The organism is Coprococcus sp. OM04-5BH (assembly GCF_003482105.1).
GTDB lineage: Bacteria > Bacillota > Clostridia > Lachnospirales > Lachnospiraceae > Coprococcus.
In genome coordinates, this window is record NZ_QULM01000003.1 from 124,833 (window position 1) to 139,997 (window position 15,165).

The 15,165-nt window shown below is 44.0% G+C and carries 13 protein-coding genes; 12 read left to right on the top strand and 1 reads right to left on the bottom strand.

Features of this window, described 5'->3' with window-relative positions; genetic code table 11:
* The first annotated feature begins 152 nt into the window (after window positions 1–152).
* The 12 genes from gpr (at window position 153) to thiI (ending at window position 14,677) form a co-directional block, all read left to right on the top strand.
* Entirely contained in the window at window positions 153–1,124 is a 972-nt protein-coding gene (gpr, locus tag DXB54_RS07800; protein WP_021939222.1) for a GPR endopeptidase, read from the top strand.
* Window positions 1,125–1,243: 119 nt separating this feature from the next.
* A complete protein-coding gene (locus tag DXB54_RS07805; protein ID WP_021939223.1) occupies window positions 1,244–2,365 on the top strand; it encodes a stage II sporulation protein P in 1,122 nt (373 codons plus the stop codon).
* A 41-nt stretch (window positions 2,366–2,406) separates the two neighbouring features.
* Window positions 2,407–4,221 (top strand): translation elongation factor 4, encoded by a 1,815-nt coding sequence (lepA, locus tag DXB54_RS07810; RefSeq protein ID WP_021939224.1) that lies wholly within the window; start codon window positions 2,407–2,409, stop codon window positions 4,219–4,221.
* A gap of 140 nt (window positions 4,222–4,361) precedes the next feature.
* The gene (gene hemW, locus DXB54_RS07815) at window positions 4,362–5,564 is read left to right on the top strand and encodes a radical SAM family heme chaperone HemW (protein ID WP_118694807.1); all 1,203 of its coding nucleotides are present in this window, start codon (window positions 4,362–4,364) and stop codon (window positions 5,562–5,564) included.
* Window positions 5,565–5,737: 173 nt separating this feature from the next.
* Window positions 5,738–6,781, top strand: a complete 1,044-nt coding sequence (hrcA, locus tag DXB54_RS07820; protein WP_118694808.1) for a heat-inducible transcriptional repressor HrcA — start codon at window positions 5,738–5,740, stop codon at window positions 6,779–6,781.
* Window positions 6,781–7,437 (top strand): nucleotide exchange factor GrpE, encoded by a 657-nt coding sequence (gene grpE / locus DXB54_RS07825; protein ID WP_021939227.1) that lies wholly within the window; start codon window positions 6,781–6,783, stop codon window positions 7,435–7,437. The genes hrcA and grpE overlap by 1 nt, the downstream gene beginning before the upstream one ends.
* 82 nt (window positions 7,438–7,519) lie before the next feature.
* Entirely contained in the window at window positions 7,520–9,367 is a 1,848-nt protein-coding gene (gene dnaK, locus DXB54_RS07830; protein WP_021939228.1) for a molecular chaperone DnaK, read from the top strand.
* Between the two features lie 58 nt (window positions 9,368–9,425).
* Window positions 9,426–10,586, top strand: a complete 1,161-nt coding sequence (gene dnaJ / locus DXB54_RS07835) for a molecular chaperone DnaJ (protein WP_021939229.1) — start codon at window positions 9,426–9,428, stop codon at window positions 10,584–10,586.
* A gap of 9 nt (window positions 10,587–10,595) precedes the next feature.
* Window positions 10,596–11,561 (top strand): 50S ribosomal protein L11 methyltransferase, encoded by a 966-nt coding sequence (gene prmA, locus DXB54_RS07840; RefSeq protein WP_118694809.1) that lies wholly within the window; start codon window positions 10,596–10,598, stop codon window positions 11,559–11,561.
* A gap of 2 nt (window positions 11,562–11,563) precedes the next feature.
* Window positions 11,564–12,310 carry a 16S rRNA (uracil(1498)-N(3))-methyltransferase gene (locus DXB54_RS07845; protein WP_118694810.1) on the top strand — a complete coding sequence of 249 codons (747 nt, stop codon included), beginning with the start codon at window positions 11,564–11,566 and terminating at the stop codon, window positions 12,308–12,310.
* A gap of 4 nt (window positions 12,311–12,314) precedes the next feature.
* The gene (locus tag DXB54_RS07850; protein ID WP_118694811.1) at window positions 12,315–13,466 is read left to right on the top strand and encodes a cysteine desulfurase family protein; all 1,152 of its coding nucleotides are present in this window, start codon (window positions 12,315–12,317) and stop codon (window positions 13,464–13,466) included.
* A 20-nt stretch (window positions 13,467–13,486) separates the two neighbouring features.
* Entirely contained in the window at window positions 13,487–14,677 is a 1,191-nt protein-coding gene (thiI, locus tag DXB54_RS07855) for a tRNA uracil 4-sulfurtransferase ThiI (RefSeq protein WP_021939233.1), read from the top strand.
* Between the two features lie 139 nt (window positions 14,678–14,816).
* Here the strand turns inward: thiI and DXB54_RS07860 are convergent, their stop codons facing one another.
* Window positions 14,817–15,050, bottom strand: coding sequence for an HPr family phosphocarrier protein (locus DXB54_RS07860; protein ID WP_021939234.1), 234 nt, complete (start codon window positions 15,048–15,050; stop codon window positions 14,817–14,819).
* Window positions 15,051–15,165: the final 115 nt, after the last annotated feature.

Below are 15,165 nucleotides of genomic sequence, written 5' to 3' on the forward strand. Positions count from 1 at the left end.
ATATAATTGAAAACTTTAATGCCCTGATACATGGTATATAATCTGCCGGTTCAGGGCATTATTTTTTTATGGACAGAAAAACCCAGTAAAACAAACAGAAAATCTCAACACACCCGTACGATGACATAAATTCAAAAAAAGGAAATATTGCTATGGAAAATGTGAATGATATGAATAATCTTAACAGCATGAAGGTGAGGACAGACCTGGCACTGGAGCTTCGGGAGAAGGTTCAGGGGGATTGCAGCGGTATAAGGGTAAAGACCAGGATCAATCAGGATGACAGCATAAAGACCACAATAATAGATATTCTCAACAAGAGAGGGGAGGAAGCTCTTGGCAGGAAAAAGGGAAGATACATCACCATAGAAAGTGCTGCCCTCTGTGAGCCTGATATATCCTATCACAAGGAAATCTGCAGAGAGCTTAAGCTGGGACTGAAATCTATGATAAAGGATCACAAAAATGTGTTGCTTGCAGGTATAGGAAACAGAAACATAACAGCGGACGCTCTGGGACCTATGGTCATAGACAATATCAGTCCGTCACTCCTGTGTACAGATATGGCAATAGATGTAAGTGCCATCTGTCCCGGAGTTATGGCACAGACGGGACTTGAGACCGGAGACATATTAAGAGCAATCGTTAAGGAGAAAAAGGCAGACCTGCTGATCGTATTTGACGCCCTGTCAACCCTTAGCTGCAACAGACTTAATAAGACCATACAGATCACCGATACCGGTATAAATCCCGGGGCTGGCGTGGGCAACAACAGAAGTGAGATAAGCAGCAAGACCATGGGGACAGATGTTATCGCAGTGGGAGTGCCTACTGTCATTGCAGTCCCGGCACTTTTGTCAGACTCCATAGACCGCCTGTTAAATATACTTGACGGAGAAATGACAGATAGGAATATTTCAAATGGAAAAGCCCATAATGACCGGAACGAGGGACATATTACATTCACTGAAAATGAAAAGCTTGGCATTGCCTCCATGGCTGTACCGGAGGAACTTGCTGAGTTTTTTGTGACACCTAAGAATGTGGATGAGATCGTAAAGACAATAAGCTTCACGATTTCCGAAGCTATAAACGATATTTTTACTCCGGAACATATAGAATAAAACAAAAAAATATATCTGCTATCAAAATATTAAAGAATATATTCTGCCACCCCGGCATATTTCACCCACTCCCATCATAAACTGATTGATAAGAACAATGGGGGAATCATGAAGAGACTATGAACAGGCCGGGCAGAAGTAATGCACTAATATTGTTTGTTTTTCTGGTGCTCAGCACCATAGTATATGCTTATGACTTCCTTACGGATGCCGGTGATAGTGTAGGATATGGTAAGTGTCTTGGGGAAAATATTAATGCACAGAACCAGAGTCTTATGATACTTACAGGAACCACCGGGTACGTACCAGGGACAGCTTCAACCGACGGTGGATACGGACAATCTGTTTCTGAAAGCACCGGGGCAGAAAACGACGAGGCATCCGGAGCATCCATAACAGCCGGAGTCTCAGGGGATGGAACCATGCTTTCAGATGTGCCTGTGAATCTTATGGACATAAAAGGCATAAAAAACATGAACCTGGCAGGAAACCTTACAGACTATAACATCCTTACTACAGAATATTACAATATCGACAGCAAGACCTATATCTCAAAGAATGAGTTAAACGGAGAGTATCTGGCGGGAAAGGACATGTCCATAGATATGTCTGAGAATGGGTATCAGGTGCTTATATATCACACCCACGCCAGCGAAGCATTTGCAGATTCGGACGGCAGTATTGAGGACACCATTGTAGGCACCGGGGAATACCTGGCGGAACTTTTGAATAAAAGATACGGGATAAATGTGTACCATGACACTACCGTGTACGACATGGCAGGAGGAACCCTGGACAGGAGTCTGGCATATGATTATGCAAGGGAGGGAGTGAAGAAGATATTGGAGGAGCACCCGGAGATAAGCGTGGTCATTGACCTTCACAGGGATGGCGTGGCAGATGACGTCCATCTGGTTACAGAGGTAAATGGCAAGCCTACCGCCAGGATAATGTTCTTAAACGGTATAAGCCGTACCAGGGAACAAGGTAACCTTGACTATCTGAAGAATACATATATCGAGGATAATTTAGCCTTCAGTCTTCAGCTTTTCCTTACAGCCAAGGCCAATTACGGAGACTACATGAGGAAGCTTATGGTGAAGAGCTACAGGTACAATCTTGACCTCAGGGGACGATCACTTCTTGTGGAGGCAGGTGCCCAGACAAATACCTGTGAGGAGGCGAAGAATGCCATGGAACCCCTTGCCGCCGTGCTATACAAGGTATTGAGCGGAGAGTAAATCTGTGCTATAATGAGCCGATAAAACACAGGAGGACAACGATGGCACACATTGATCAGTCAAAGATAAGAAATTTTTGTATAATTGCACATATAGATCATGGTAAATCCACCCTTGCAGACAGGATCATAGAGAAGACAGGAACCCTGACAGCAAGAGAGATGCAGAATCAGGTTCTTGACAACATGGATCTTGAGAGGGAGAGAGGAATAACCATAAAGGCACAGTGTGTGCGTATCATATATAACGCCAAGGATGGCAACGAGTATATATTTAACCTGATCGACACACCGGGACATGTGGATTTTAATTATGAGGTGTCAAGAAGCCTTGCAGCCTGTGAGGGAGCTATTCTTGTGGTGGACGCCGCCCAGGGAATTGAGGCACAGACCCTTGCAAATGTCTATCTTGCCCTTGATCACGACCTGGACGTAATGCCGGTCATCAACAAGATTGATCTGCCTTCTGCCGATCCCGACAGAGTGGTAAGTGAAATAGAGGATGTAATAGGTCTTGAGGCAGCAGACGCCCCAAGGATATCAGCCAAGAACGGCATAAATATCGAAGAAGTACTGGAGCAGATAGTAACCAAGATACCTGCGCCCGCAGGAGATCCTGAGGCACCTTTAAAGGCACTTATATTTGACAGCCTTTACGATTCATACAAAGGCGTTATCATATTCTGCCGACTCTTCGACGGTTCCGTTAAGAGAGGGACGAATATCAGGATGATGGCAACAGGAGCTGTTGCGGAGGTAGTGGAAGTAGGTATATTCGGAGCAGGAAGATTTGTCCCTTGCGATGAGCTTTCTGCAGGAATGGTTGGATATATCACAGCCAGCCTTAAGGACGTAAAGGATACCACAGTGGGTGATACAGTTACAGATAACGACAGACCTACACCGGAGCCAATGCCTGGATACAAGAAAGCCCAGTCCATGGTGTACTGCGGAATGTATCCGGTAGACGGAGCAAAGTATCCGGATCTCAGGGACGCCCTTATGAAGCTGCAGCTTAACGATGCCTCATTAAGCTTCGAGCCTGAGACCTCCATAGCCTTAGGCTTTGGATTCAGATGTGGTTTCTTAGGACTGCTTCATCTTGAGATAATACAGGAAAGGCTTGAGAGAGAATTTAATCTTGACCTTATAACCACAGCTCCCGGAGTTGTATATAAAGTCCACACAACCGATGGAAATGTCATAGAGCTTACCAATCCGTCTAATCTGCCGGATCCTTCAAATATAGAGTATATGGAGGAGCCGTTTGTTGCTGCGGAGATAATGGTCACCACAGAGTATGTGGGAGCCATCATGCAGCTCTGCCAGGAGCGTAGAGGCGTATATAAGAGCATGGAATACATGGAAGAGACCAGAGCACTTTTAAAGTATGACCTTCCTCTTAACGAGATAATATACGATTTCTTTGATGCACTTAAGTCCAGATCCAGAGGCTATGCTTCATTTGACTATGAGCTTAAGGGATATGTACGCTCCAAGCTTGTTAAGATGGATATATTGATAAATAAGGAAGAGGTGGACGCACTGTCGTTTATCCTCCATGAAGATACAGCCTACGAGAGAGGCAGAAAGATGTGCGAGAAGCTTAAGGATGAGATCCCGAGACATCTCTTCGAGATACCTATACAGGCAGCCATCGGCGGCAAGGTCATAGCCCGTGAGACGGTAAGGGCAATGAGAAAGGATGTGCTTGCCAAGTGCTACGGCGGTGACATAAGCCGTAAGAGAAAGCTTCTGGAGAAACAGAAGGAAGGCAAGAAACGAATGAGACAGGTGGGAAATGTGGAGATTCCGCAGAAGGCATTCATGAGTGTTCTTAAGTTGGATGAAGAGTAAGGCACGCACCATAAAACAGCAGGAACAAAGCAACAGGAACAAAGCACAATAAAAAACGAAATATACAAAAGTAAAAAATACAACAAAAAACACACGAAATATATAAAAATACACAGAAGAAGCAGGGGACAGAGACAGACATGGTAAAGAGGAGACTGGGCATATACATACATATTCCATTTTGCGCAAGAAAATGTATTTATTGCGATTTTCTGTCCTTTGGAGTTGATGCCCAGAATTATGTCAACTGGAACGGCCTGAGAAAGGACTACATAAATGCCCTCTGCATAGAGCTTCTGTCATGCAAGCATTTAAGGGACAGTTATATAGTTGACACAATATTTATAGGCGGTGGAACTCCGTCTATTCTTATGCCCGGAGATATAGAGAAGATAATGGATACTCTCAGGTTGGCATTTTCGGTGTCAAAGAACGCAGAGATAACCATAGAAGCCAATCCCGGCACTCTGACAGAGAGCAAGGCGGCAGAATACATTCATGCAGGTATCAACAGGATAAGCATAGGACTCCAGTCTGCAAATGACGAAGAACTGGCACTTCTCGGAAGGATACACAATTACGATCAGTTCCTTGTGTCCTACGATAATGCCAGGGAAGCAGGCTTTGAAAATATCAACATAGACCTTATATCAGCTGTACCGGGACAGACACTACATACCTATCTGAACTCCCTTGAGAAGGTGATGAAGCTCAAGCCTGCCCATATATCCGCATACAGCCTGATAGTTGAGGACGGCACGCCTTTGGCAGAAAATGACCGCCTGTTAAGGCTGATACCGGATGAGGACACAGACAGAAAGATGTATGAGGCAACCGAGAGACTTCTTATATCAGGAGGCTATAACAGGTATGAGATCTCAAATTACGCAAGACCGGGCTACGAGTGCCGGCATAATATAAAGTACTGGACTCTCAAAGAGTACATAGGCTTTGGCATAGGTGCGTCATCCTTCTTTAATCAGAGGAGATTTTCAAATACACAGGATATGGATGAGTACATCCGCATAATGACAGCTGCGTCAAAATGCGGAAGCTTTGAAGAGGTTTCAGCCTGCGTGAATAATATAAGACATCTTGATGAGGCGGCAGACACCGGACATCTGATGGAAGAATTTATGTTTCTGGGTCTCCGTATGACAAAAGGAGTGTCTGCATCATCATTTCATAAGAAGTTTAACAGATCCATATACGAGGTGTACGGACAGGTCATAGACCGTTATGTAAGCTCCGGACACCTGGTGAATAATAAGGGAATAATTTCATTTACAAAAAAAGGCCTGGATGTAAGTAATTCAATTCTTGCAGATTTCCTGCTTGATTAACCGGACCTGCCGGATGTATATCCGGCACAAATCCCCAATACCCTAAAAAGTGCAGAAAATATAATAAAAAATATAATTAAAATGTTGACAAAATCACCGGCTGGTGTTAGATTAACTTTAGTGGTTAGCACTCGGGCATAATGAGTGCTAACAACATGAAAGGAAATGAGTGAATGGAACTTGACGAGAGAAAAGTCAAAATCCTGAAAGCTATCGTGGCTAATTACCTGGAGACAGGCGAACCGGTGGGTTCAAGAACCATATCCAAGTACACAGACCTTAATCTCAGTTCTGCAACAATAAGAAATGAGATGTCTGATCTGGAGGACATGGGTTATATCTGCCAGCCTCATACTTCCGCAGGAAGGATACCTACAGATGCGGGCTATAGATTTTATGTGGACAGTATCATGGAGGAGAAGCAGGAGGTAGAGACACAGAACGGAACATTGCTTGAGAGAGTAGATAAGATAGAGAAAATGCTCAAGCAGGTTGCCAAGGTTCTGGCGGTGAACACCAACTACGCAACACTGGTAACAATGCCTCAGTACGGCAATACGGTTAAGTTTATACAGTTGTCCAAGGTCAATAACTACAGACTGCTGGCAGTTATAATGGTTGACGGCAACATAGTAAGGAACAAGCTGATCGACACGGATTACGACTTAAAAGATGATGAGATATTGAAATTTAATATATTGCTCAACACATTCTTACAGGGGGCATCCATTCAGGATATTAACCTTGAACTGATACAGACCATGAAGAGTCAGGCAGGAGAATATGCTGAGATACTGGAAGTGATCTTCCAGGGTATTCTTGAAGCCATAAAGGAAGCTGATGATCTTAAGGTCTATACCAGCGGGGCAACCAACATGCTTAAGTATCCGGAACTTATCAATTCCCAGTCGGCGGAGAAGCTGCTTGGAACCTTCGAAGACATAGAAGACAAGGAAGAATTTGTCAAGTATGTGGAGGACGCCATATCGGGAGAGGATAAGGATATTCAGATCCATATCGGTGAAGAAAATCAGTCCGAAGAGCTTAAAGATTGTTCACTTATTACAGCAACCTATAAGATGCCTGAGGGCGCCAAGGGAACTATAGGAATCATAGGACCTAAGAGAATGGACTACAAGAAAGTGGTTACCATGCTAAAGAATCTTACAGGTGAGCTTGACGATATATTCAGTGAAAAGGAACAGGAGGACAGATAATGGCTGATAAAGAGTCTAAGAAAGTAAAAACTGAAGAGAGTGCTTACGATACAATAGTAGGTGAGACTTCAGCGGATATCAAGGAACAGGACGATGCCACAACAGATGTTAATGTGACAGAGACTGTGAATGTGCCGGAGGAAGAGGCTGAAGCAGCCAAACCGAAACCTGTGGCAAAAGATAACAGAAGAGGCAGCAAGGCACTCCGTGATGAGAATGCAAAGCTCAAGGAACGTGCTAAAGATGCCGAAGAGAAGTACAAGAGACTTCTCGCAGAGTGTGAGAACATCAGACAGAGAAATGAGAAGGAGACAGGCAAATATTTTGATATAGGTGCCAAGGATGTTCTTCTTAAGCTTCTGCCGGTTGTTGATAATTTTGAAAGAGCCCTTGCAACTGTTTCAGAAGAAGATAAGGAAAGACCTTTTGAGGCAGGCATGGAGAAGATATACAGAGGATTCCTGACATATCTTGAGTCCGTTGGTGTAACACCAATGAACTGTGAAGGGGAACAGTTTGATCCGACATTCCACAACGCAGTAATGCATGTTGAGGATGAGAGCCTTGGAGAGAATGTGATCCTTGAGGAGATGCAGAAGGGATATATGTATAAGGATCAGGTGCTCAGATATAGTATGGTTAAGGTGGCTAACTAAGGTGGCTGCCCTGACAGTTTTATCAATCAATTAAAATAAAAAATGGAAAAGATTTTGAATTTCTAAATAGGAGGAATTAAAAATGGGTAAGATTATAGGTATTGACTTAGGTACAACAAATTCATGTGTAGCTGTTATGGAAGGTGGTAAGCCTGTAGTTATAGCTAACACAGAGGGTATGAGAACTACACCTTCAGTAGTAGGTTTCTTAAAGACAGGTGAAAGAGTAGTAGGTGAGCCTGCAAAGCGTCAGGCTGTTACAAACGCAGAGAAGACGATTTCTTCTATCAAGCGTCATATGGGTTCAGATTACAAGGTAGATATTGATGGTAAGAAGTATTCACCACAGGAGATCTCAGCAATGATCCTCCAGAAGCTTAAGAGCGATGCAGAAGGATACCTTGGCGAGAAGGTTACAGAGGCAGTTATCACAGTTCCTGCTTACTTCTCAGACGCACAGCGTCAGGCAACAAAGGACGCAGGTAAGATCGCAGGTCTTGATGTAAAGCGTATCATCAACGAGCCTACAGCAGCAGCTCTTTCATATGGTCTTGATAACGAACAGGAACAGAAGATCATGGTATACGACTTAGGTGGTGGTACATTCGATGTATCTATCATTGAGATCGGTGACGGAGTAATCGAGGTTCTTGCTACAGCCGGTGATAACAAGCTCGGTGGTGATGACTTCGATAATGCCATTACACAGTACATGTTAGACGAGTTTAAGAAGGCAGAGGGCATCGACCTTTCAGGCGATAAGATGGCTATGCAGAGATTAAAGGAAGCAGCAGAGAAGGCTAAGAAGGAGCTTTCATCAGCAATGACAACAAACATCAACCTTCCTTTCATTACAGCAAACCAGGATGGACCAAAGCATTTTGATATGAACCTTACAAGAGCTAAGTTCGATGAGCTTACAGCATTCCTTGTAGACAAGACAAAGGTTCCTGTACAGACAGCACTTGATGACGCAGGCCTTACAGCAGCAGATCTTGACAAGGTACTTCTTGTTGGTGGTTCAACACGTATCATCGCAGTACAGGATGAGGTTAAGAGACTTACAGGTAAGGAGCCGTTCAAGGGCATTAACCCTGATGAGTGTGTTGCTATCGGTGCATGTATCCAGGGTGGTAAGCTTGCCGGAGACGCAGGTGCCGGTGATATCCTTCTTCTTGATGTTACACCACTTACACTTTCAATCGAGACAATGGGTGGTATCGCTACTCACCTTATTGAGAGAAATACAACTATCCCTACAAAGAAGAGCCAGATCTTCTCAACAGCACAGGATAATCAGGATGCCGTTGATATAAACGTAGTACAGGGTGAGAGACAGTTCGCTAAGGACAATAAGAGTCTTGGCAGATTCAGACTTGATGGTATCGCTCCTGCAAGACGTGGTATCCCACAGATTGAGGTTACATTCGATATCGATGCAAATGGTATCGTTAATGTATCAGCTAAGGATCTTGGAACAGGAAGAGAACAGCACATCACTATCACATCAGGAACATCACTTTCAGATGATGATATTGAAAGAGCTGTTAAGGAAGCTGCTGAGTATGAGGCACAGGATAAGAAGCGTAAGGAGGGCATCGAAACAAGAAACGAGGCTGACGCTCTTGTATTCCAGACAGATAAGGCATTAAATGAAGTAGGCGACAAGCTTGCTGATTCAGATAAGAACGCAGTTAAGGCAGATCTTGACGCATTACGTGCAATCATCGACAGCACAGACGCTGAGAATATGAGCGACATGGATGTAGAGAAGATCAAGGCTGGTAAGGATAAGCTTATGGAGAGCGCACAGAACTTATTTGCTAAGCTTTATGAGCAGAATGGTCCTGGCGCAAATGCAGGCACAGGAGCAGGTACACCTAATTATTCAGACAGTGATGTAGTAGACGGAGATTTCACAGAGGTTTAATTGTGACCACTATGATGGTGAGCAGTCTATAGTATATCGCGTATGAAAGGTGTAAGTTATGGCAGAAACAAAAACAGATTACTATGAGGTCCTTGGTGTTACCAAGGGAGCCTCAGAGGCAGAGATAAAGAAAGCCTATCGTATAGTAGCCAAGAAATATCATCCGGATGCCAATCCGGGTGATGAGGAGGCTGCTAACAAGTTCAAAGAGGCAGCAGAAGCATATGCAGTTCTTTCAGATCCTGAGAAACGTGCAAAGTACGATCAGTATGGTCATGCGGCCTTTGATCAGAACGGCGGCGACGGTGGCTTTGGAGGCTTCGGCTTTGACTTCGCTGATATGGGAGATATCTTTGGAGATATCTTCGGTGATATGTTTGGCGGTGGAAGCAGACAGAGAAATACCACAGGCCCTATGAAGGGGGCAAGTATTAAGACAACCATAAGAGTTTCGTTTGAAGAGGCAATCTTCGGAACCCAGAAGGAGCTTGAGCTCCCACTTAAGGATGAGTGTGATGTATGTAAAGGAACAGGTTCACAGCCTGGACACCAGCCTGAGATATGCAGCAAGTGTAGCGGTAAGGGCCAGATAGTTACAACACAGCAGTCACTCTTCGGCGTTGTTAAGAATATCCAGACCTGCCCGGAATGCGGCGGAGAAGGAAAGATAATCAAGTACAAGTGTAGTAACTGTGCAGGTACAGGTTATGTGAAGAGCAAGAAGAAGATTCAGATTGCTGTTCCACCCGGAGTTGATAACGGAACAAATATCCGTATCAAGGGTAAGGGTGAGCCCGGACGTAACGGCGGTGAAAGAGGAGATCTTCATGTTACTATCCTGGTAGACCGTCATCCAAAGTTCCAGAGACAGGATTACAACCTTTATTCATCAGAGCCTATAACATTTACACAGGCAGCTCTCGGCGGTACTATCAAGATAAATACCATTGAGGGTGAGATAGATTACCAGATTCCTGCAGGTACTCAGACAGACACAAGGATCAAGCTCAAAGGAAAGGGTGTTCCGAACCTTAAGAATCCTACCCAGAGAGGCGATCATTATGTAACACTTGTAGTTCAGGTTCCTGAGAATCTTACAGAGGAACAGAAGAACATCCTCAATCAGTATGAACAGGCAACTCTTGTAGAGACAAGACCTGCAACAGAGTCAGGCGGTACATTTAACTTCGGAGACCATAAGAGAAGAAAGAAAAAATAGGTAAAGTATATGAAATGGACACAGATCACAGTTGATACAACATGTGAAGCCGTGGACCTTATAAGCGCCTTCCTCACTGAGGAGGGCGTTTTGGGTGTACAGGTGGATGATAATACAGCACTTACAGAAGAGGAAATGGCGGAAATTTACGCGGATCTCCCGCCAGATGACGTGAAGGAGGATGACGGAACTGCCAGAGTATCATTCTTCCTTGATGAGGGACAGAATGAAGAAGAGATAGTAGAGGCAGTTAAGGGCGAGCTTAAGCGTCTTTCAGAGTTCGTAGATGTGGGAATCGGAGAGATACAGGTGTCTACCACCTGTGACGAAGACTGGATCAACAACTGGAAAGCGTATTTCAAGCCATTCAGGATATATGACAACATAGTCATCAAGCCAACATGGGAAGAGAATCCCTCAGATGTAAAGGAAGATGATATAGTTATAGAGATAGACCCGGGAACTGCTTTTGGTACAGGATCCCATGAAACTACAAAGCTTTGCATAGGACAGCTTAAGAAGCATATGAAGAAGAGAGCAGCAGTCCTTGATGCAGGAAGTGGCAGCGGTATATTGTCATTTATCTGCAATAAGCTCGGTGCGTCCCATGTGTATGGCGTGGATATAGATCCTGTGGCAGTTGAGGTTGCCGGAGAGAACAGGGATATCAACAATATACCTGCCGATCAGGTGGAATTTGCCTGTGGCAATATACTGACAGATGATGAATTTGTTGAAAATCTTCAGGGAAGATTTGATGTGGTAGTTGCGAATATTCTGGCTGATGTGATCATACCTCTCTCGGGAAAGGTATCAGAGCTTATGAAGGATGACGGAATATTCATATCCTCCGGCATAATAGATATGAAAGAGGATGAAGTCCGTAAGGCTATTCTTGACAATGGACTTAAGATAGTGGATACTGTTCACATGAAAGAATGGGTCAGCTTTGTGGCAGTTAAGGACGGGAAATAATTATGAACAGATTTTTCGTTGATGATCCCGGGGCATTTTCCGACAGATCGGTGGTAATAACCGGTGAAGATGTGAATCATGTGAAGAATGTTCTCAGGTTAAAAGAAAATGATGAATTGATAGTAAGCGACGGCAGGGGCAGAGATTACCACTGCCGTATTTCTGGTATTACAAATGAAGAAGTAGTTGCAGACATCTGTGATATATGTGATAATTTCTCGGAGCTTTCCACAGAGATAACTCTGTTCCAGGGATTTCCTAAGGGAGACAAGATGGAGCTCATTATCCAGAAGACAGTGGAGCTTGGGGTCACGAGGATAGTTCCGGTCATGACAAAGCGTACTGTTGTGAAGCTTGATGACAAGAAGGCTAAGAAGAAGACGGAACGCTACAATATGATAGCCGAGTCGGCAGCTAAGCAGTCAGGAAGAGGGATGATACCTGAGGTTACCATGCCGGTATCATTTGCAGAGGCTGTATCAATGGCAGAAAAGCTTGATATGAATATAATCCCCTATGAGGAAGCAGAGGGAGTGGAATATTCCAGAAATATCATAAAGAACATAAAGGGAAAGAAAAGCCTTGGTATATTTATAGGTCCCGAGGGTGGATTCGCCCGGGAAGAGGTAGAGAAAGCCTTAGACGCAGGGGTTTCAGCCATAACCCTTGGACACAGGATACTCAGAACAGAGACTGCCGGAATGGCGGTTATTTCAATAATAATGTTTGAACTTGAAGAGGACAGGTAGGAAGATGGAAGCATATTTTGACAATGCAGCAACAACAAAGGTTCTTCCACAGGTAAAAGACCTGATGGTTAAGATAATGGAAGAGGACTTCGGTAATCCCTCATCACTTCACATGAAGGGAGTGGATGCCGAGAAATATGTAAGACAGGGTAGAGAGACTCTGGCAAGGCTGTGGAAGGTGGATAAGTCGGAGATAATATTCACCTCCGGCGGTACAGAATCCAATAATATGGCCATAATCGGAGCTGCAAGAGCCCACGAGAAGGAAGGACACAGGGTCATAACTTCAGCAGTTGAACATGCCTCCGTGGCGAATCCCTTCAAGTACCTTGAGGAACAGGGCTTTGATGTTGTAAGGATCGGTGTTGACGAAAGAGGCATAGTAAAGCTTGATGAGCTTGAGGCTGCGTTGAATGATGACACCATACTTGTGTCAATAATGTATGTGAATAATGAGGTGGGTGCAGTTATGCCTGTTAAGGATATAGCGGACATGGTGCATGACATATGTCCCAAGGCAGTGTTCCATGTGGACGCCATACAGGCATTCGGAAAGTTCCATCTGTATCCTAAGAGAATGGGTATAGACCTTATGAGCGTAAGCGGACACAAGATCCACGGCCCTAAGGGAAGTGGCGCTTTATTTGTGAAGAGAGGGACAAGGATAGTTCCTATAATCCTTGGAGGCGGACAGCAGCAGGGTTATCGTTCGGGAACCGAGAATGTCCCTGCCATAGCAGGCATGTGCCTTGCAGCAGAGATTGCAGACAAGGAGATGGACGAAAGATGTGCCCATATGAAAGCACTTAAGGACAGACTTATATCAGGACTTACAGAGCTTGAGGGTGTGTACAGCAACTCAGGAGAAGCCTGCCATATAGCCAGCATATCATTTACAGGGGTCAGAAGCGAGATAATGCTCCACACCCTTGAGAATAGCGGCATATATGTGTCATCAGGTTCCGCCTGCTCATCAAACAAAACACAGAACAAGAATTTAAGCTCCACACTCCATGCCATGGGATTGTCACCGGAGAGACTTGAGTCAACACTACGTTTCAGTTTCGCCTATGACAACACAGAAGAACAGGTGGATTACGCCATTAATGTTATAAAAAAGGAACTTCCGGTGTTAAGGAAGTATGTAAGAAAATAGAGAATATGAAAGGTGCAGATATGGATTACAAGGCTTTTATGATCAAGTATGCCGAGATAGGCACAAAGGGTAAGAACAGATATATATTTGAAGATATTCTGTGCAGGAACATTAACAGGAAATTAAAGCCCCTGGGAGATTTCTATGTAAGAAAGGAACAGGGAAGGATATTCGTTGAGGCAAACAGCGACTATGACTACGAGGACGTGGTGGAAGCCCTTGGAAAGGTATTCGGAATAGTGGGAATATGCCCTGTTGTGGTACTCAATGAGACAGACTTTGACAGTATAAAGAACGCGGTTATCACTTATGTAGATAAGGCATACAGAAAGCATAACTTTACCTTCAAGGTAAATACCAGAAGAAATGACAAGTCATTCCCTATGACCTCAATGGAGGTCAATTCAGAGCTTGGACACTATCTTCTTGAGGCCTTCCCTGATATGAAGGTAGATGTGCATGAGCCTGAGGAGATCATAAATGTTGAGATAAGAAAGACTGTATATATTTATTCTATTACAATACCGGGTCCGGGAGGACTTCCGGTTGGCACCAACGGAAAGGGTATGGCACTGCTGTCAGGAGGAATAGACAGCCCTGTTGCAACCTATATGATCGCCAAGCGTGGTGTTAAGATGGAAGCCGTATATTATAATGCCCCTCCGTTTACCAGCGAGAGAGCGAAGCAGAAGGTTATCGATCTTGCCACAATAGTTGCGGATTACGCAGGCTCCATAAGACTTCATATAGTTAATTTCGCCGAGATACAGAAGGCCATATATGATAACTGCCCTCATGAGGAGCTTACCATAATCATGAAGAGATATATGATAAAGATCGCTGAGGAGCTTGCAAAGGCAAATGACTGTCAGATTACGGTTACAGGAGAGAGTATCGGACAGGTTTCAAGCCAGACAGTGTTCTCACTGGCAGTAATAAATGATGTGGCAACAATGCCTGTTATGAGACCTTGTATAGGTATGGATAAGCAGGAGATAGTTGATATATCTGAGAAGATCGGTTCCTATGAGACCTCAATACTTCCCTACGAGGACTGCTGTACAACATTTGTTGCAAAGCACCCGGTTACAAAGCCTATACTTTCGGCTATTGAGAAGTCGGAGGCTAAGCTTGAGGGAATAATCGAGCCGTTATATCAGAAGGCGTTGGAGACAGTAGAAGTTATAACCTGCAGAAGCGGCAATAATTAATTGGCTGAGAATAGAGCAGTAACCATTTGAAATTGCCTGCAATGCAACGATGCCACAGACATCAGCAATAATAAAAAATCCCGGAAGAAAATCCGGGATTTATATTACGCACATGCAATGCATGAAGCATATACAGGTATTATTCAGCGATGTAAGGCTTGATGGCTGCTAAAATGTCATCGAGACCTGACTCAGCGTAGATATGTAAATCTATAGGCTGTGAGATATCAAGACTGAAGATACCCATAATAGACTTAGCGTCTATAACGTAACGACCTGACACAAGATCAAACTCTGCGTCAAACTGTGCGATAGTGTTTACGAAACTTTTTACCTTATCGATTGAGTTTAAAGAAATTTTTAAAGCTGTCATATATAATCCTCCTGTTTATTCGGCTGTTAAACTCCAAAAATGATAATCAGAAGTTTTACACCCCCATGTAAAGTTTATACGTTAATAATATATATTTGACCCATAAAAGTCAAGA